25 protein-coding genes are annotated in these 16,733 nt (G+C 72.5%); 23 read left to right on the top strand and 2 right to left on the bottom strand.

All coding sequences use genetic code 11. The annotated features are described in order from the left end of the window. The first annotated feature begins 45 nt into the window (after positions 1-45). The 22 genes from ACSIH6_RS20705 to ACSIH6_RS20600 all read left to right on the top strand — a co-directional run bounded on the left by ACSIH6_RS20705 (position 46) and on the right by ACSIH6_RS20600 (position 14,628). Positions 46-1,164 (top strand): hypothetical protein, encoded by a 1,119-nt coding sequence (locus tag ACSIH6_RS20705; protein ID WP_435109955.1) that lies wholly within the window; start codon positions 46-48, stop codon positions 1,162-1,164. After that, positions 1,161-1,895, top strand: a complete 735-nt coding sequence (locus ACSIH6_RS20700) for an exonuclease domain-containing protein (protein WP_435109954.1) — start codon at positions 1,161-1,163, stop codon at positions 1,893-1,895. Before ACSIH6_RS20705 ends, ACSIH6_RS20700 begins: the two co-directional genes overlap by 4 nt. After that, complete coding sequence (locus ACSIH6_RS20695; RefSeq protein ID WP_435109953.1) at positions 1,892-2,116, top strand: hypothetical protein; 225 nt, start codon at positions 1,892-1,894, stop codon at positions 2,114-2,116. The genes ACSIH6_RS20700 and ACSIH6_RS20695 overlap by 4 nt, the downstream gene beginning before the upstream one ends. After that, positions 2,113-2,307 (top strand): hypothetical protein, encoded by a 195-nt coding sequence (locus ACSIH6_RS20690; RefSeq protein ID WP_435109952.1) that lies wholly within the window; start codon positions 2,113-2,115, stop codon positions 2,305-2,307. Before ACSIH6_RS20695 ends, ACSIH6_RS20690 begins: the two co-directional genes overlap by 4 nt. Next, a complete protein-coding gene (locus ACSIH6_RS20685; protein WP_435109951.1) occupies positions 2,304-2,909 on the top strand; it encodes a hypothetical protein in 606 nt (201 codons plus the stop codon). The genes ACSIH6_RS20690 and ACSIH6_RS20685 overlap by 4 nt, the downstream gene beginning before the upstream one ends. Beyond that, the gene (locus tag ACSIH6_RS20680) at positions 2,906-3,130 is read left to right on the top strand and encodes a helix-turn-helix domain-containing protein (protein WP_435109950.1); all 225 of its coding nucleotides are present in this window, start codon (positions 2,906-2,908) and stop codon (positions 3,128-3,130) included. The genes ACSIH6_RS20685 and ACSIH6_RS20680 overlap by 4 nt, the downstream gene beginning before the upstream one ends. Then, a complete protein-coding gene (locus tag ACSIH6_RS20675) occupies positions 3,127-3,486 on the top strand; it encodes a hypothetical protein (protein ID WP_435109949.1) in 360 nt (119 codons plus the stop codon). Before ACSIH6_RS20680 ends, ACSIH6_RS20675 begins: the two co-directional genes overlap by 4 nt. After that, entirely contained in the window at positions 3,483-4,025 is a 543-nt protein-coding gene (locus ACSIH6_RS20670; protein WP_435109948.1) for a hypothetical protein, read from the top strand. Before ACSIH6_RS20675 ends, ACSIH6_RS20670 begins: the two co-directional genes overlap by 4 nt. A 634-nt stretch (positions 4,026-4,659) precedes the next feature. After that, positions 4,660-4,860 carry a hypothetical protein gene (locus ACSIH6_RS20665; RefSeq protein WP_435109947.1) on the top strand — a complete coding sequence of 67 codons (201 nt, stop codon included), beginning with the start codon at positions 4,660-4,662 and terminating at the stop codon, positions 4,858-4,860. Further along, positions 4,857-6,131 carry an AAA family ATPase gene (locus tag ACSIH6_RS20660; RefSeq protein ID WP_435109946.1) on the top strand — a complete coding sequence of 425 codons (1,275 nt, stop codon included), beginning with the start codon at positions 4,857-4,859 and terminating at the stop codon, positions 6,129-6,131. The genes ACSIH6_RS20665 and ACSIH6_RS20660 overlap by 4 nt, the downstream gene beginning before the upstream one ends. Positions 6,132-6,217: 86 nt before the next feature. Then, positions 6,218-6,601, top strand: coding sequence for a GIY-YIG nuclease family protein (locus ACSIH6_RS20655; protein ID WP_435109945.1), 384 nt, complete (start codon positions 6,218-6,220; stop codon positions 6,599-6,601). Then, complete coding sequence (locus tag ACSIH6_RS20650) at positions 6,598-7,407, top strand: hypothetical protein (RefSeq protein WP_435109944.1); 810 nt, start codon at positions 6,598-6,600, stop codon at positions 7,405-7,407. The genes ACSIH6_RS20655 and ACSIH6_RS20650 overlap by 4 nt, the downstream gene beginning before the upstream one ends. Beyond that, on the top strand, positions 7,407-7,625 hold the full coding sequence (locus ACSIH6_RS20645) for a hypothetical protein (protein WP_435109943.1): 219 nt from the start codon (positions 7,407-7,409) through the stop codon (positions 7,623-7,625). The genes ACSIH6_RS20650 and ACSIH6_RS20645 overlap by 1 nt, the downstream gene beginning before the upstream one ends. Positions 7,626-7,818: 193 nt before the next feature. Further along, positions 7,819-8,382 (top strand): hypothetical protein, encoded by a 564-nt coding sequence (locus tag ACSIH6_RS20640; RefSeq protein ID WP_435109942.1) that lies wholly within the window; start codon positions 7,819-7,821, stop codon positions 8,380-8,382. Further along, the gene (locus ACSIH6_RS20635) at positions 8,372-9,679 is read left to right on the top strand and encodes a PBSX family phage terminase large subunit (protein WP_435109941.1); all 1,308 of its coding nucleotides are present in this window, start codon (positions 8,372-8,374) and stop codon (positions 9,677-9,679) included. The genes ACSIH6_RS20640 and ACSIH6_RS20635 overlap by 11 nt, the downstream gene beginning before the upstream one ends. Positions 9,680-9,693: 14 nt before the next feature. Continuing rightward, positions 9,694-9,930, top strand: a complete 237-nt coding sequence (locus ACSIH6_RS20630) for a hypothetical protein (RefSeq protein ID WP_435109940.1) — start codon at positions 9,694-9,696, stop codon at positions 9,928-9,930. Continuing rightward, positions 9,927-10,454: a hypothetical protein gene (locus tag ACSIH6_RS20625; RefSeq protein WP_435109938.1), complete on the top strand. Its 528-nt coding sequence runs from the start codon at positions 9,927-9,929 to the stop codon at positions 10,452-10,454. The genes ACSIH6_RS20630 and ACSIH6_RS20625 overlap by 4 nt, the downstream gene beginning before the upstream one ends. Positions 10,455-10,458: 4 nt before the next feature. After that, the gene (locus tag ACSIH6_RS20620) at positions 10,459-10,626 is read left to right on the top strand and encodes a hypothetical protein (RefSeq protein WP_435109937.1); all 168 of its coding nucleotides are present in this window, start codon (positions 10,459-10,461) and stop codon (positions 10,624-10,626) included. 8 nt (positions 10,627-10,634) lie between these two features. After that, on the top strand, positions 10,635-10,916 hold the full coding sequence (locus ACSIH6_RS20615) for a WDGH domain-containing protein (protein ID WP_435109936.1): 282 nt from the start codon (positions 10,635-10,637) through the stop codon (positions 10,914-10,916). A gap of 3 nt (positions 10,917-10,919) precedes the next feature. Beyond that, a complete protein-coding gene (locus ACSIH6_RS20610) occupies positions 10,920-12,476 on the top strand; it encodes a phage portal protein (RefSeq protein ID WP_435109935.1) in 1,557 nt (518 codons plus the stop codon). A 20-nt stretch (positions 12,477-12,496) separates the two neighbouring features. Continuing rightward, entirely contained in the window at positions 12,497-14,431 is a 1,935-nt protein-coding gene (locus ACSIH6_RS20605; protein WP_435109934.1) for a phage minor capsid protein, read from the top strand. Between the two features lie 11 nt (positions 14,432-14,442). Beyond that, on the top strand, positions 14,443-14,628 hold the full coding sequence (locus ACSIH6_RS20600) for a hypothetical protein (protein ID WP_435109933.1): 186 nt from the start codon (positions 14,443-14,445) through the stop codon (positions 14,626-14,628). Here ACSIH6_RS20600 and ACSIH6_RS20595 read toward each other — a convergent pair. Together ACSIH6_RS20595 and ACSIH6_RS20590 are read right to left on the bottom strand one after the other, a co-directional pair. After that, positions 14,616-14,882 (bottom strand): hypothetical protein, encoded by a 267-nt coding sequence (locus tag ACSIH6_RS20595; RefSeq protein WP_435109932.1) that lies wholly within the window; start codon positions 14,880-14,882, stop codon positions 14,616-14,618. The genes ACSIH6_RS20600 and ACSIH6_RS20595 overlap by 13 nt on opposite strands. 66 nt (positions 14,883-14,948) lie before the next feature. After that, complete coding sequence (locus ACSIH6_RS20590) at positions 14,949-15,785, bottom strand: hypothetical protein (protein WP_435109931.1); 837 nt, start codon at positions 15,783-15,785, stop codon at positions 14,949-14,951. Between the two features lie 168 nt (positions 15,786-15,953). Here ACSIH6_RS20590 and ACSIH6_RS20585 point away from each other — a divergent pair, with 168 nt between their 5' ends. Beyond that, a complete protein-coding gene (locus ACSIH6_RS20585) occupies positions 15,954-16,727 on the top strand; it encodes a hypothetical protein (protein ID WP_435109930.1) in 774 nt (257 codons plus the stop codon). Positions 16,728-16,733 lie beyond the last annotated feature (6 nt).

The following is a 16,733-nucleotide window of genomic DNA, read 5'->3' as shown; positions in this document are numbered from 1 at the left end:
GGGGGCGGCCCCTCCCGCCCCCAGCCCCACACCTGAGAGGCACACGTGAGTACTGACCTGCCGTACACCTACACCGACGCGGACTTCCACCGCCTGCACATCGTGGAAGGCCTGCTCACCATCACCACGCCCGAGATGCCCAGCGCGTCCGTGGACCAGCCCACCGGCGACACCGCCATCGAGGTCGCCCGCGCGGTCCTGGACGCTGACGGCCAGACGGACCAGATGATCCTCCCCGAGTCCGTCTACCGGCACTTCGAGCGGCGCGCCGCCGAACAGGGCGCCATGTCCATGCGCGACCGGGCCGCCCGCGTCGCGGTCGAGCCCTGGGGCAACACCGGCCCCATCGTCGCCGAAATCCGCGCCCTGCCGCTGCTGCCCGAGGGCGACGGCCCCGACGACGGCCCCGAGGTGTACCGCCGCCTGATCGACCAGGTCGACCAGGTCCTCACCGACGCCGGAGCCGACCGGGCCCGGCACGACCGGATGTGGCTGGCGTACCGGTCCGCCGCCGCCCGCGCCCGCCGCCGCCAGGAGCTCATCCGAGAGCTGCGCCGCCAGGTCGACATCTCGGACGGGATCACCGCGAAGGTCAAGGCCCTCATGGAGCGGCGCACGAACACCCTGCGCGCCCGCGCCGAAAGGGCTGAGGGGGAGCGTGACGAGCTGCGCCGGGCGCTCCGGTCCGCGCTCAGCTCGCCGGACACCCCGGGCGTGCACACCACTCTCGCCCACATGCAGCGCCTGGCCGGACTCGACGACGCCCCGGACCGCCCGGACCTGGTCGACCTGCCCGCCGCCGACATGGTCGAGCCCGGGGACGAAGTGCCCACGCTCGCAGAGCAGGCCGACCGGCTGACCGCCGTCGAGCAGCGCCTCGACGCCCTGGAGGAGCTGACCGCCTCCCAGGCCTCCCTGCTCGAAGCGCACTCCCGCGCGCTGGAGCCGTCCGCTCTCGGGCACGCCGTGTCCACCCCGCCGCCCGCGCCCGCCCGGTACCGGGACCGCCGTGGCGACGTCTGGGAGGACCAGGGCGACGGCACCCTCCGCGCCATCGCCGTTCACCGCGACCGCGCCGACAACCTCGGCACTGTCCTGTCGCACGTGAGCGTCGAGCACCACTACGGCGTCCTCGCGACCATGCCCGCCGGGGGTGCCGAGTGAGCTGGCACAAGGGCGTCCTGTGCGCCATCGACGCGGAGACGACCGGGGTAGACATCGAATCCGACCGGATCGTTACGTGGTCCCGCTGGATCATCGACCCCGCCAAGGGCAGCAAGGTCCACGCGGGCTGGCTGATCAACCCCGGGGTGGACATCCCCGAGGGCGCCACCGCCGTCCACGGCATCAGCACCGAGCACGCCCGCGAACGCGGCCAGCAGGCCGCCAGCGCGGTCCGGGAAATCGCCGGAGACCTCGTCGAGTGGTCGGCGGAGGGCGCCGTCACGGTCGCGTTCAACGCCGCCTACGACATCTCGTTGCTGCACCGCGAGTGCCTCCGCCACGGCCACACCGACCTCGCCGCCCGCGTGGCCGCGCTCCGCCCGGTCGTCGATGCCCACGTCCTCGACAAGGGCCTCGACCGGTACAGGAAGGGCTCCCGGAAGCTCGTCGACGTCGCCGCCCACTACGGCATCGAGCTGTCCGAGGCCGACGCCCACGGGTCCGCCGCCGATTCCCTGGCCGCCGCCCGGGTCGCCTACGTGATCGCGGAGCGGTACCCGCACATCGGCCGGATGGACCCGGACGCGCTTCACGACCTCCAGCGGGAGTGGCGCGCCGACCAGGCGAAGTCCTTGGAGCGCTACCTCCGCCGCAAGGACCCGAAGGCGGTCGTGTCCCCGCACTGGCCCCTCCAGCCCGCCCCCACCCAGATCCAGGAGCAGCTCCGATGACCCGCCCCGACCGTGGCCGCGACACCAGCCGCGAACTCACCGAAGTCCGCACCGTGTGGAAGCGCGCCCTCTCCGCCCTGGAACGCGTCGGCTACGTCGAGCAGTACCGACCCGACGAGACCGACCCCGACGCCCCGGAGATGCGCGCCGCCCTGGAACAGGTCGTCGCCCTCCTGGAGCCGTGGAAGCGCACCGGCCGCCCGAGGAGGGCCGACCGGTGACCGCCCCCGCCATCCCCGCGCCCGCCGCGCTGCTGGAGACCCGCTACGACCGGGCCGTCCGCCTCCGCGCCTCCTACGAGCAGCTCCTCCACCGGCGGGCCCGTACCGCCGACCCGCACACCCGCGCCGCCCTCGACCGTCACCTCGACCTGGTCGACCGCGCCCTCACCCGCCTCGGAGCGACCCCGTGACCACCCCGACCGCCGCCCCCACCGTGCTGGTGGGGGCGGCCCCCGCCCACCGCGAACCCCGCGTCATCGGACTCGACGTGTCCCTCCGCCGAACCGGCATCGGCTCCTCCCTCGGCTGGGCCGACCACATCACCGACCGCGGATACACCGGCCTCCGCCGCCTCCGCTACGTCCGCGACGCCATCCGCACCCACCTCACCGGCGACGTGGACCTGGCCGTCATGGAAGGCGCCGCGTTCTCCCGCGCTCTCCAGCGCGGCCACGACGAGCTGTCCGCCCTCCGCTGGTGGGTCGCCGACGCCGCCGACCACGCCGGGGTACCGCTGGCCGTAGCCCCGTCCACGAGCGTGAAGCTGTTCGCCCTCGGGAAGGGCCGCCTCCCCGGCAAGGGCACCGCCCGCCGGAAGGCGGAGAAGGACGCCATGATCGCTGCCGCCCGCGCCCTCTATCCCGACGCCGCGGTCAAGAAGGACGACGAGGCCGACGCCCTCCTCATGGCGCGTATGGGGCACGCCTGGCTCGGCACCTGGTGCCTGTCCCCCACCGAGCAGCGCGGCCTGGCCGGAGTGGCCTGGCCCGAGCAGGAGGTCACCCTCCTGTGAGCCGCACGTACCCGCACCCGATCATCGTCCGCCTCCGCGCCGCCCGCGAAGAACGAGGCCTCTCCCAGAAGGAAGCCGCCGACCGCATCGGCGTATCCGAAAACACGCTTTGGCGATGGGAGAACGCGCTCTCCCGGCCGCCGCTGTCCGACGTCGACGCCCTGGCCGACATCCTCGACCTCACCCTCGCCCTCGCCCCGAAGGGAGACCCCACCCCATGAGCGCACGCTGGCAACACCAAATCACCTGCGTATGCGGGTGCGGACGCACCGGCACCCACACAGCCCGCGGCCTCCTCCCCGACTGCTACGACCGCGCCCTCCGCGCCGGACGCCTCACCGACTACCCGTCGCACCCCATGAGCCTGGAGCGCCGCCAGGCCGCCGCACGCCAGATGGTGCAGGGCAAGCAGGCCGCGATGCGCGCCCGCCTGGAGGACTACGTCGAGCTGCGCTCATGGGGGCTCTCCCTCCGCGAAGCCGTCGCCCGCCTCGGCGTCACCACCCGCACCGGATGGCGCTACGAACAACACCTCCGCCAGCAGACCACCACCCCGGAAGAGAGCACCGCCGCATGACCAAGCCCACCTTCGACAGCAGCGTCACCGCCCACTTCTCCGACGCCCTCGCCCCCTACCTCGGCGCCCTCATGGCCAAGGCCCGCGCCCGCAAGATCGCGGAAGTCCCCGTCGTCGGCGTCATCCGCCTCGTCGACCGCCGAGAGCCCTCCGCCGGAGAGGACAAGGAACCCGTCGCGAAGTTCCGCATGATCACTGCGGAGATCCCCGACGCCGACCAGTCCGAGACCGTCCGCGAGGTTGAGCGGGCGCTCTTCCTGGCGCGCACGGCCACCGGCACCATCACCGAGGACGGCGACATCCGCCTGGCCAAGCAGACCCTCCAGACCGCTGGAGGCCTCGTTTCCCACATCGCGGCCGCCCGCCTGCGCGCCGGGATCGACCAGTGGGCGAAGGCCGCCCGCACCGCCACCACGTCCCGGCTGAGCGCCGACGAGATGTGGCGGGAGATGGAGCGCCTCGCTGACGGCCTCGACACCCTCCTCGGCCGCGGCCCCGCCGGAGACGACGACGAGCAGCTCACCCTCGACGACGTCTGATCGGCCGTCGCCGACGACGTCGGTTCCGGCAAGACCAGCAGCGCCACCCGGGGCCGCCCGCCCGGCCCCGGGCCCCACACACACCCGCCCACCGCACCACCGGAACGGACACCTGATGGCCTGGTTCAAGGTCGACGACAGAGCGCACTCTCACCCAAAAGTGATCGACGCAGGTTCATCTGCGTTTGGACTTTGGGCACGATCCGGTTCTTACGCGGCCGATCACAACACGGACGGTGCGATTCCCAAAGCGGTCGCCCGAATGTACGGGTCCGCCGCCCAAGCCCGCGCCCTCGTCAACGCCGGACTCTGGCACACCACCGGCCACGACTGCCCCCGGTGCGCACCCGTCCCCACCGGCGATTACGTCATCCATGACTACCTCGACTACAACCCCAGCCGCGAGGAGGTCGAGGCCGAACGGGAGGCTGCCCGCCAGCGGATGAAGCGCCGCCGTTCGCAAAATGTTCGCCCGAACAACGGCGGAACGAACGCCGAAGGTTCGGGTGGTGTTCGCGGACCCCGACCCGACCCGACCCGACCCGGTGTTCCTACGGAACACCCTCCCCCTACCCCCACAGGCACAGACCCCGCCGACTCGTCCCCCGACGGGGACGGGGGGAACCTCCTGAACTTGGTCCGCGAAACCACCGGTGCCACCGACGACCAGGCCGCCCAGATGCTCGACCACATCCGCGACCGCCACCAGCCCCGCTCCCTGTCCGCCTACGTCCGGTCCATGGCTGCCCGCGGCACCCTCACCGACGTCCTCACCGAAATGGCCCCCGCCGCCCCGCGCATCAGCCCCCGGGACGAATGGATGTACCGCCAGTGACCGCCGCCCCCGCACCCGACTACGACACGGAGAGGGCCGTCCTCGGCGCCATGCTCCTCTCCGAGGCCGCCGCCACCACCGTGAGCAGCATGCTCACCCCCGGCGACCTCAGCGGCCCCCACCAGACCATCTACACCGCCATCCAGACCATCCGCCGCCGCGACGGCGACACCGACATCCTCCGCGTCTGGGAACTCGTCAAGACCGACCCCGGCGTCACCGGCGCCGGAGGCCTCACCTACCTCACCGGCCTCCCCGACGCCTGCCCCGTCCCCGCAGCCGCCGGACACTACGCCCACACCATCCGCGCCATCGCCGTCCGCCGCCGCCTCCACACCGCCGGACGAACCATCGCAGAACAGGCCGCCGCCACCGTCAGCACCGACGACGCCCTCGGCCACGTCGCCGGACTCGCCGAACGCGCCATCCAAGAGCTGGAAGCCGTCCGCGACTTCGAGGCCGGGGAGGACCTGACCACCCAGACCATCGAGGAGTTCCTCGCCGTGCCCGAAGACCCCTACGACTGGATCATCCCCGGGCTACTGGAGCGCGGCGACCGACTCATCCTCACCGGGCACGAGGGGTTGGGCAAGACCACCCTGTTCCGCCAACTCGCCGTCACCGTCGCCGCCGGAATCCACCCGTTCACCAGTGCCCCCATCCCACCCCGGCGCGTCCTCATCGTTGACGTCGAGAACTCCGCCACCCAGGCCCGCCGGGCGCTCCGGCCGCTGTGGCTCAAGACCCAAACCATCGGATCCGACGTCACCGACACCAACCTGTGGATCGAGGTGCGCCCCGAGGGCCTCGACCTGGCCAACGACCGCGACGTGTCCTGGCTCCTGCGAAGGGTGGCCGTGCTCAAGCCCGACATGGTCGCCATGGGCCCCCTGTACCGGCTCGCACCCCGCGCCCTCAACTCCGACGACGAGGTCGCCCCCATCCTGGCCGCCCTCAACCTGATCAGGGCCCGCGGCTGCTGCCTGCTCCTCGAAGCGCACGCCGGGCACGCCATGACCGGCGTCGGCGGCAAACGCGACCTCCGCCCCCGCGGCAGCAGCGCCCTCCTCGGTTGGCCCGAGTTCGGGTACGGCATCCGCCCCTCCAGCTCCAAGCACAGCAGCGGCCGAGGCCGTCGCGTCGAGTTCGTGTCCTGGCGCGGCGACCGTGACGAGAGGGAGTGGCCCGAAGAGCTGGAGTCCGGCGGCGAGTGGCCGTGGACCGAGGCCCTTCCCAGCGGGTTCAACCCCACCAACCCATGGGCGAAGTAGGCGCTCGGTCGCCCGCCGCGCCTCGCGCATCACGCGCGCCCAGAAGACCACACCGACCCGCCCCACCCAGACCTGAAAGGGGGCCCATGCCCTCCCGCGCGCACCTTCCCCACCATCTTCGCGCCAGCCGACGCACCACCCCCGGGTTCCTCTACGTCGCCCGCCTCTCCACCGGCGACATCAAGATCGGCCGTGCGAAGAACCCGGAGACGCGCCTCCAACAGCACGCCGCCAACGCCGCCATGTTCCGCGTGACCCTGCTCGACGCCTGGATCTCCGCTCAGGTCGAGGACTCCGTTGACGCCGAGACAGAGCTGATCCACCGCATCGAGCTACGCGGCGCCCGCGCGCTCCCCCGCACCCGCGAGACCTTCGAAGGCATCGACTACGAGACCGCCCGGGCCATGGCTGAACTGGCCGTGTCCGAGACGCTCACCCGCACCCACAAGGAACTGGAGGGTTCCCGTTGACCACCCCGGGCGGCACCTGCCGCGTCCCCGACTGCGACCGCATCGTGGCCGACGCCTGGGTCTGCTCCACGTGCACACACCGCCTCACCGTCGCCCTCACCGACGCGCCCGACCTCCTGGCCGAGTTGGACGTCGACCTCACCCGCCAGTCCCGCACCGGCCAGCGTGTCGGCGGACGCTCCGTCGAGCGCCCGCTCCCCTACGACCCCGCCGCGTCCCTCGTCCGCGACGCCCTCACGTCCACCCTGCGCACCTGGTGTCTGGTGTTGGCCGGTGACCTCCTCGGGCAGGCCCCCGCCGACAGCCGCCTCGTCGCCCACCTGGCCGCACAGCTGGAGCGCGTCCGCCACCACGTCGAGGGCGGGGCCGCCGTCGACGAGATCACCGCCGCCGTCACCGCAGCCCGCGACCACCTCCACCGAGGAGACACCCCCGGCAGCGTCCTCGCCGGGCTCTGCCCCGACTGCGGGAACCCCGTCTACGCCCGCGAGGGAGCCGCCACAGCGCGCTGCCACGAACCCGAATGCGACGGGCTGGTCGACGTCGCCGCGTGGCGCCAGCGCGCCCGCAGCGACATCGACGAGGTGCTCATGTCCGCCGCCGACGCGGCCCGCGCCCTCACCACCCTCGGAGAGCCCGTCACCGCCGCCCGCATCCGCCAGTGGGGCAGCCGCCGCGGCCGCAAGCGCGCCGCCCCCAAGCTCACCCCCCGCTGGGTCGACCCCCTCGGGCGGCCCCAGTACCGCGTGGGCGACATCCGCGCCCTGCTCAACCCCACCACCACGACCGCGAAGGACGCATCCTGATGACCGACCGCACCGCCCGCCCGCACCCGCGCGGCATCCTCGCCGGCGCCCTCCTCGCCGTCGTGTTCGGCTACCTCGCGTGGACCGGCTGGCCCACCGGCGACTGGCGGTCCCTCGCCGCCATCCCCGCCGCTCTCCTCGCGGTCGCCGGAGCCAGCGTCATGGCCGAAGCGGCACAGACCGTACCCCGCGATCACCGGGGCCGACGCGTCCCCTGACCTGCACAGACGCCCCGGACCACCTGTTATGTCACTGGTGGCTGTCACACTCATTTGCAGCACAACACGTGTGCCCAAGGCCCCGCGACGCTGGTTAACCGAGTCCCCCAGCGCCCGCGGGGCCTTCGACATGTCCGCCCCACCACGGAGCCCACCATGTGACCCCACCACACCCGCGGGGAGGTGACCCCGCGTGGCCGCCCCCCGCAAGTTCTTCGGCAACCCCGACGTCGAAGCCCGCGTCCGCCAGCTCCACGCCCAAGGCCTCGGCCGCAACGCCATCGCCGAACACATCGGGTGCGCCGACTCGACGCTCTCGAAGATCACCAACCACCTCGGGCTCACCTTCGACCGCACCCGCACCGCCGAAGCCACGAAGGCGAAGCAGATCGACGCCGCCGCCCGACGGGCCGCCATCGTCGAGCGCCTCTACGGCCAGGCGGAGCACATCCTCGACCGCCTCGAAGCCCCCGAGCACAAGCTCGTCGAAGTCAGCGCCGGGAAGGCCGTCCGCTACAAGCACGACCGGTTGCCGCCCCGCGACATCAACGCTCTGATCGCCTCCGTTGGGGCCGCCACTGAGAAGGCCGTCCGCCTCGAAAAGCTCGACGCCCGCGACGGCGCCGAAGACGTCGCGTCCATGCTCGGGAAGCTCGGCGACGCCCTGCTCTCCGTGGCCGACCACGTCGACTCCCCGTCCGCGCCCGAGCAGGCCGGGGAGGTGCCCACCACCGAGGGGGGCGACGGTGAACCTTGACCGGCTGCGTGACACCATGTCGCCCGCCCAGCTCCGCACGATCGCCGGGGCGCTCACCACCCCGCAGATCGGCCTGTGGTCCGGGGCCGTGTCGAGCGGCAAGACCGTCACGTCCCTGCTGGCGTTCCTGATCCTGCTGTCCCGCGCCCCCGCCGGCGGCCTGGTCGTGATCGTGGGCAAGAGCCTCGCGACGATCGAACGCAACGTCATCGGCACCCTCCAGAGGGCCGACCTGTTCGGCCCGGCCGCGAAGTTCGTGCACTACACGCCGGGCGCCTCCACCGCCGTCATCCTCGGCAAGACCGTGCACCTGGTCGGCGCGACGGACGTCAAGGCCGAAGGCAGGATCCGCGGCGCGACCATCGGTCTCGCCTACGTCGACGAGGCGACCCTCGTCCCGTCCGCGTTCTGGAAGATGCTGCTGTCCCGGTTGCGCGTTCCGAACGCGCGCCTGCTGGCCACGACCAACCCCGACGGGCCCGCGCACTGGCTCCGACAGGAGTTCATCCTCCGCGCGGACGAGGTCGGCATGCGCGTGTGGAACAGCACCCTGCACGACAACCCGTCCCTGACCGCCGAATACGTCGACCTCCTCCAACGCCAGTACGTCGGGCTGTGGCGCCGCCGCTTCATCAACGGCGAGTGGTGTCTCGCCGCGGGCGCCATCTACGACGCGTTCGACGAGACCGTGCACGTCGTCGATCGCATGCCCGAGATCACCAGGTGGCTGTCGGTGGGCGTGGACTACGGGACGACGAACCCGTTCGCCGCGGTCGCGATCGGCATCGGGCGCGACCGCCGCCTGTACGTCACGTCGGAGTACCGGCACGCCAGCAAGCTCAGCCGGAAGCTGACCGACGCGGAGTACTCGAAGGCCGTCCAGGACTGGCTCCGCAAGATCCCCCGGCCGGGCGAGATCACCGGCGCCGACCACGCCCAGGCGCGAGGCATCCGCCCGGAGAAGATCTACATCGACCCCAGCGCCGCGTCGTTCTCCACGCAGCTGTGGAACGACCAGGTGCCCGGCGTGGCCAACGCCGCGAACGAGGTCCTCGACGGCATCCGCACCGTCTCCAGCCTGTTCGCCCTCGACCGGCTCCGCATCCACCGGTCCTGCACCGGCTTGATCAACGAACTCCCGGGCTACAGCTGGGACGACAAGGCCGCCGAGAAGGGCGAAGACCGCCCCATCAAGGTCGACGACCACAGCGCCGACGCCTTGCGCTACGGGCTGCACAGCTCCGCGTGGCTGTGGAGGCCGACCCTCCGACTTCCTGTTCTCGATCTCGCCGCCTGAGGAGGCACCCGACCATGGCCACGACCGACCACCCCGAGCACGTCCCGTCCCCGACGAACGACATGCTCCGGTTCTTCCGCTACGACCACCTCCCCGAGCACCTCCAGGACGTCTCCGCGCGCTTCGCCGACCTGGCGCACTGGATCCACCACGCGCTCCCCCCGGGCGCCGAGACCACGACCGCGCTCCGGAAGGTCCTGGAGGCGAAGGACTGCGCGGTCCGCGCTGAACTCCCCGTCGACGGCTCATGAGGTACGTCGTCCGGGAGCGCACGCTCCCCGCACACATCCGCCCCGGCCGCCCGACCGTGTACGACGTCACCGAGGCGCACACCACCCGGGCCGTCCCCCACGGCGTGCACACCTGCCCCGACCGCGCCGCCGCGCACGCCGAGAGGCTCATCCGGAAGGCCGCCATGACCCGGATGGCCAGCGACCAGGTCGACGCCTTCGAGCGCGTCCGGGACCGGGCCCGCATCGCCGCCAACCGTGACCAGGCCCAGGGCGAGGAGAAGCCCAAGCCCCGGCCCCGACGTGCGCGCCGGAAGCCGACCACCCTCACGCCCAGGACGAAGGCGTGGGACGGCACCCTGCCCGACGCCGCCGACATCATCACCCGCATCCACGCCACCGGCGGAGCCGCCGCCTACACGTGCGCCGACCCGCTCGCCTGCTGGCGCGCCAGCGGCCACTCCCCGCACACCATCCGCGTCACCGCCCCCGCGGCCGCGGTCCTGCTGCCAGGCGACAAGCCGCCCCAGACCGCCAGGAGGTGACGCCGTGGCCGCCCCTGAGGCCGCCCCCGTGTGGCGCTGCTGCTGCGGAACCCTGAACGAAGGCACCCACCAGAAGCCCGTCACGTTCTGCACCGGCTGCCGGTTCGACGTCCCGCCCGAGTCCGTCGAGGCCCGGTACCTCCTCCAGCCCGACACCACCGAGGGGAGGTGACCCCGCGCATGGACGTCTACCGCGAGCGCGCGCACCTCGTCGCGCACTTCGCCGCCCGCCCGGACTACCCGTCGGTCCTGTCCTACTCCGACCCCGACGAACCCGAGTGGCCCGTCCTCACCGTGCACACGCCCGCCGGTCAGCTCACGTGGCACATCGCACCGGCCGACCTCGACCTGTTCGCACACGTGCCCGTCGTGGCCGCAGATGACCCGCTCGCACGCTGGGACGGCCACACCACTGACGAGAAGTACGCGCGCCTGCGCGACCTGACCACCGGGGGGAGGTGACCCGTGCCGCTCCCCGCCGAAGACACCCCCTGGCCGCCGCCCAAGATGCTCCCCATCTACGACGACATGCGCCAGGCCGACGTCTGGTACGTCGGCGACAAACACGCCCTCGCCGAGCACTACGGCCGGCTCGTGCAACGCGAACGCGACCGGCCCTCCGTCCAGTCCTACCTCTGGGCACAGGGCCGCCCCCTCGACGAACCCGAGCGCCGCGTGCACGTCCCGGTGGCCGGCGACATCGCGTCCGCGTCCGCCGGGCTGCTGGCCTCCGAAGCCCCCACGATCCGGTTCGAGAACACCGCCGCACAGACCCGATTCGACCAGCTGGCGGAAGACGGCGGCCTCCACATGCGCCTCATCGAAAGCCTGGAGCAGTGCGCCGCCCTCGGGGACTCCTACCTCGCCACGGTGTGGGACCGGGAGGCCGTCCCCGACCGGGCGCTCCTCACCACCTGGGCCGGGGACATGGCCATCCCCACCATCCGCTACGGGCGCCTGATCGAGGTCACGTTCTGGCGGGAGCTGGAGCGCACCGGCGACACCGTCGTGCGCCTGCTGGAGCGCCACGCCGTCGAGCAGGGCGTCGGCCTGATCGACTACGGCCTGTACGAAGGCACGTCCGCGAACCTCGGGGAGCTCATCCCCTTCGGCCAGCACGAGGACGCCGCGCACATCGACGCCCTGGTCGAGCCCGGCACCAACCGCCAGCTCACCGGCATCCCGTACCTCACCGCGACGCACATCCCCAACATCCGCCCCAACCGCCGCCACCGCGGCTACCACGGCCGGTCCGACTACGCCGCCCCCGTCTGGGACGAGATGGACGCCATCGACCAGACCATGACCAGCTGGATGCGCGACATCCGACTCGGCAAGGGGAGGATCGCCGTTCCCCGCGGCGCGCTCACCTCCCTCGGGGAGGGGCAGGGCTCGCACTTCGACATGGAGCGCGAGGTGTACGACGAGCTGGAACTCGACCCGTCCGCAAGCGGGTTCGGCATCACCGTCTCCCAGTTCCAGATCCGCACGGAGGAGCACCGGGCGACCAAGGACGACCTGCTGGCCACGATCGCGAGGAGCTGCGGCTACAGCCCCAGCACGTTCGGGCTGGCGGAGGTCGGAGAGCGCACCGCGACGGAGGTCGTCGACCGCAAAGAGTCGAGCATGACGACCACGGAGCGCAAGGGCATGTACGTCAAGACCGCGCTCCGCCGCATCGCGCAGTCGTGGCTTGCCCTCGACGCCGCCCAGTTCAACACGGGCGTGGACGCCAGCACCCCGCCCACGGTCGAGATGGCCCCGGCCGAACGCCCGTCCCGGGAGTCCGAGGCCCGGTCCATTCAGATGCTCCGCGCCGCGGAGGCCATCAGCACGTGGCTGGTCGTGAAGCGCCAGCACCCCGAGTGGACCGACACCGAAGTGCAGGAGGAGGCGGACCGCATCGAGAAGGAACGGTCGGCCGTCACCGCCGCCGACCCGTGGATGTCCGCGTCCGAGGGTCTCGCCGGGAACCAGCTCGACGACGGGGCCCCGCCCGAAGGGTCCGACGACGGCGAGTGACCCGAGAGGGGTGACCGCGCGTGCCTGGTGTGGACCCCGACGACATCGAGGAAATCACCGCCCAGGTGGGCGCCATCTACCGCGAGGGAGAGCTGGCGCTCTACCGGCAGGTGTCTCGGCACCTGGACAGGTACCCGGGCGCGTCCACGGCGCGCGCGGGGGAGGCCCGGCTGGAGTCGGTCGGCGCGCTGTCGGACAGCGTCCGCGCCATCCAGCAGCGGCTACGCGTCGACGGCTCCCGGGCCCTCCGGGAGGGTCTCGCCCGCGCGTGGCAGCTCGGGTCGCGGTCCGCCCTGGTGGACATCCCCGCCGCGTGGTGGCCGCGCTCCCCGCTGGGGTCCCGCGCGGCGGCCGCCCGTGCGCAGGTGCCGCAGTCGGGCGCGATCGAAGCGCTCGCCGCCTCCCTCGTGCGCGACGTCGGCGCCGTCGTCGCGAACGTGCTCCGCCAGGCGCTCGACGCGTACCGGTCCGCCGTGGCCGGGGGCGCTGCTCGGATGCTGGCCGGGGGCCAGTCGCGCCGGGAGGCCACACAAGCCGCATGGGCTGCGCTCGTCGACCGGGGAGTCTTCGGCTTCACCGACCGGTCCGGCCGCCGCTGGCGGCTGTCCTCGTACACGGAGATGGCCATGCGGACCGCGTCCGCGCGCGCCGCTGTCACCGGCCAGGATGACCGGCTCGCGACGCTCGACATCGACCTCGTGTGGATCTCCGATCACGCCCAGGAATGCGAACTCTGTAGGCCGTGGGAGGGCCGCATCCTGCACAGGGTGTCCGGGCCGTCCGGGCCGCTGCGTGTGGAGCACGCGCTGGAGGATGACGTCTGGCTGACGGTGGACGTCGCCGGGTCGGTGCCCGAGGCCAGAGCCCGAGGGTTGTGGCACCCGAACTGTAGGCACAGCATGTCCGCGTACCTGCCGGGCGTGACCCGCGTGCCCGAGGGCAAGCCCGACCCGAAGGGCTACGAGGCGCGCATGCGCCAGCGCGCGATTGAGCGGAACATCCGGAAGTGGAAAGAGAAGCAGGCCGCGAGCTTCACCGACGAGGCGAAGCAGCGGACCAGCAGGAAGGTCCGTGCGTGGCAGGCTGAGATGCGGAAGCACCTGGCCGTCAACCCCGGCCTCAAGCGGCTCAGCTACCGGGAGCAGATCGGCGGAGGCAACACCCGCCGCAACGTCGACCGGGCCGGGCAGGGTTGGGACCCGGCGACCCCGCTGGAGCCGAACACCGCGACCACGTTGGACGGCGAGACCGTCGTCGCCCCGAGGTCCTCCGCCAACCCCGAGCAGCAGGCCGCCGCCGACCAGGCGTGGGGCATCACCCCCGGGCAGGCCGAACTCGGCCAGCTCGACCGGGACGAACTCCGCGCCCTGTCGGATGAGGACCTGGAGGCGCGCGTCGCCGACCGCATCCGCGAGGGCGACTACGAGTCCGCCCGTCTGGTGCAGCTCCGCGACGAGATGGACCGCCGCGACCGCAACGCGCGCCAGCGCGAGGAGCGCCGGCGCGCACGCGAGGAGCGGGAGGCCGCACAGCACGCGCGCCTCGACGAACTCCTCACGGCCGGTGTGCCCTTCGAGGAGGCCATGGCCGAAGTCCTCGGGACGTCGCCCGAGGCGGTCAGGCGGCAGGAGTTCACCCGCCAGCAGCGCGCCGGGGAGAGCGACCGGCGGTCCTTCACCCAGCTGGCGCGCGAGCAGTACCGCCTCCACATCGAGCGCGTCTACGTGGCCGCGGAGACCGAACTCCGCGGCGTCATGCTCAATGCGGAAGGGGAGGCCGCGGGGATCGACCCCATGAGCCTGTTCAGCGGCCCGAGGTCGCGCGCCGAGAGGTACGCGTCCGAGGAGCTTCGTGCCTGGTGGGACGCCCACGGGCGCACGACCTTCCAGGAGTTCGTTGACGGGATCGAGCAGGGGCGGCAGACTGGCGACCCGGGCCGCGACTACAACCGCTGAGGAGGCACACGGTGAGCTTCACGACCGACCTCCTCGACGCGCACGCCGCCGGGGCCGCGGCCGCCCGCGAGGGGGCGCTCCGCTCCACGTGCCCGCACGACCCGAACGCAGAGGACCCCCGCACCCGGAACGCCTTCGTGGCGTGGATGCGGGGGTACGCGTCGGTGACGCCGACCCCGGTCGACTACTCCGGCTGACGGCGCGGACGCCCGCCCCCGGCCCCCTGGCCGGGCCGCTGCTTCCGCCACGCTTCCCACTCGGGCAGGCGCTCCTCCCGCCATCCGAGCGTGCCGCCCACGGCGACGTCCGGGGCCGGTGCTGGGGAGTCCGACCCGGGCGGGTACCTGTCCAGCCACACGCCGATAGCGGCCGTGGTCACCCCGAGCTTCCTGCCCAGGTCGGCCGGGCCCAGGTAGCGGGGAAGGCCCGGGTATCTGTCTGCTCTGCTCATGGTGTCCATGATCGCGTCTCCTGACATGACGGGGCCCCGGCCGGTTGGCCGGGGCTGAGGGTGTGGTTACTCCGCGAGGAGGGCGGCGCGCACCTGCTCGCCGAATTCGGTGAGCGCGGTCGCCTTGATGTCGGTCACGAGCCCCTTGTCGAGCGCGCCCTTGCGGGTCTGGTAGTGCCAGCTGCGGCTGTCCAGGTCGACCACCATCCGGCGGACCATCGGAGTCATCTGAAGCGCGTCGAGGTCAACCTCGGCGTCGTCCTGGTCGACGTCGGCACTGTCCTCCTCGTACCGCTCGGGGCGGATGATCCGAAGGCACTCCTCGCAGTTGACCTCGGAGTCATTCCAGTCGTGGTGCACGCCGCCGGTCTCGCCGCACGGCACGTCGTAGGCGTGGACAGTGGCGCCCTCGGGGCGGTTCTTGCCGAACAGCTCTTGCAGGGACGGGATCTCGCGGTCCTCGTCGTCCTGGTCCTCGCCGTCGGCGGCGCACTCCTCGCAGGTGCCGCGCGGCTGCTCCTCGTCCCGGTGCTCCACGCACAGCGGGAGAACGACCACCTCAGAGTCGCCGTCGTCGGCCGCGATCGCTTCGGCAGCGAGCTGGTCAGCGACCGCGCGGGAGTCGACGGCCGCGATGCACAGTCCCTCCTCGAACACGCCCCACGGGCCCGGCTCCTCGTCCTGGTCATCGGCAACCGGCTCGACGGCGCCCCCGAGGGTAGCGGCCCAACGGTCGGCGGCCCCGGCCGGGAGGGTGGCGGTGATCATCGTGCGGATGCCCTCCGCGTCGCGCTCGATCTCGGCGCGCTGCTCAGCCTCGGTCTCGGTGATGGCTTCGGTGATGTCGGCCTGCTCGTAGCCGAAGAGGTCCATGTCGTCGAAGAGGGGGGTCTGGCCGGTCATCGCGTCTCCCTGAAAACGTTGTTGCGAACAACAACGAAGATACGCATGCCCACAAACCTTGTCAACTAGCGCAACGAAGTTTCTTCGGCCCCGTGCACACCGCCCGGGGCCGTCGCCATGTCCAGCCCAGGCGGCCGGACCCACCACAGCCCCAGGAGGGCACCCACCATGACCACCACGACCACCCTCCCCCGCCACCCGCGCACCGGCCTGTACGCGCTCGGCATCCTCCCCTCCGGCCGCCCCGTGTGGCCCGTGCTCGGAGGCGACGAGACCGGGTCCGGCGGCGACGGCCAGGGCGGCCAGGCAGGCGCCGGGCAGCAGGGCGCCGGCGGCGACGGCCAGGGCCAGCAGCAGGGGCAGGGCCAGCAGAACGACGGCAACCAGCAGGGGCAGCAGGGCGGGCAGGCCCCGCCGGTCGGCCCCGACGGGCAGCCGCTCGACCCCGCCCGCCTCCAGCGCCTGGTGGACAACCTCCGATCGGAGATCGCCACCCTCAAGGGCAAGCAGGGCGGGCAGCAGAACGGCCAGGGCCAGGCGCCCGGCCAGCAGCAGAACCAGCAGCCCCAGCAGCAGGGGCAGCAGACCGGGCAGGCACCGGCCGACGACACCGCCGAACAGCTCCGCACCGCGAACACGAAGATCGCCATCTTCGAGCACGCGGGCAAGCACGGCGCGAACCCGACCGCGCTCACCGACTCCATGAGCTTCATGGCGAAGGTGGCCAAGCTCGACCCGGGCGCGGCGGACTACTCCACCAAGCTCGGCGACGCCATCAAGAAGGCGGTCGCCGACCACCCGCACTACGCCACCGGCCAGGCGCCGGGCACCTCACCCCGCGGCGGATCCGACGGCACCGGCAGGCCCGGCGCACCCAACCGGCCCCGCACCCTCCAAGACGCCGTCGCCGCCCGCATGACCAGCGGCCCCCGGCGCACCTGACCAGAA

The organism is Nocardiopsis synnemataformans, from assembly GCF_965343085.1.
In the GTDB taxonomy this organism is placed as follows: Bacteria; Actinomycetota; Actinomycetes; order Streptosporangiales; family Streptosporangiaceae; genus Nocardiopsis; species Nocardiopsis alborubida.
Note: the sequence above shows the minus strand (reverse complement) of the source record. Positions and strands in the feature narration are given on the sequence as shown.

Coding starts and splice junctions, on each gene's coding strand:
- ACSIH6_RS20695 (WP_435109953.1), top strand. CDS start 1,892: ATGACCCGCCCCGACCGTGGCCGCGACACCAGCCGCGAACTCACCGAA.
- ACSIH6_RS20675 (WP_435109949.1), top strand. CDS start 3,127: ATGAGCGCACGCTGGCAACACCAAATCACCTGCGTATGCGGGTGCGGA.
- ACSIH6_RS20670 (WP_435109948.1), top strand. CDS start 3,483: ATGACCAAGCCCACCTTCGACAGCAGCGTCACCGCCCACTTCTCCGAC.
- ACSIH6_RS20655 (WP_435109945.1), top strand. CDS start 6,218: ATGCCCTCCCGCGCGCACCTTCCCCACCATCTTCGCGCCAGCCGACGC.
- ACSIH6_RS20645 (WP_435109943.1), top strand. CDS start 7,407: ATGACCGACCGCACCGCCCGCCCGCACCCGCGCGGCATCCTCGCCGGC.
- ACSIH6_RS20630 (WP_435109940.1), top strand. CDS start 9,694: ATGGCCACGACCGACCACCCCGAGCACGTCCCGTCCCCGACGAACGAC.
- ACSIH6_RS20625 (WP_435109938.1), top strand. CDS start 9,927: ATGAGGTACGTCGTCCGGGAGCGCACGCTCCCCGCACACATCCGCCCC.
- ACSIH6_RS20615 (WP_435109936.1), top strand. CDS start 10,635: ATGGACGTCTACCGCGAGCGCGCGCACCTCGTCGCGCACTTCGCCGCC.
- ACSIH6_RS20595 (WP_435109932.1), bottom strand. CDS start 14,882: ATGAGCAGAGCAGACAGATACCCGGGCCTTCCCCGCTACCTGGGCCCG.
- ACSIH6_RS20590 (WP_435109931.1), bottom strand. CDS start 15,785: ATGACCGGCCAGACCCCCCTCTTCGACGACATGGACCTCTTCGGCTAC.
- ACSIH6_RS20585 (WP_435109930.1), top strand. CDS start 15,954: ATGACCACCACGACCACCCTCCCCCGCCACCCGCGCACCGGCCTGTAC.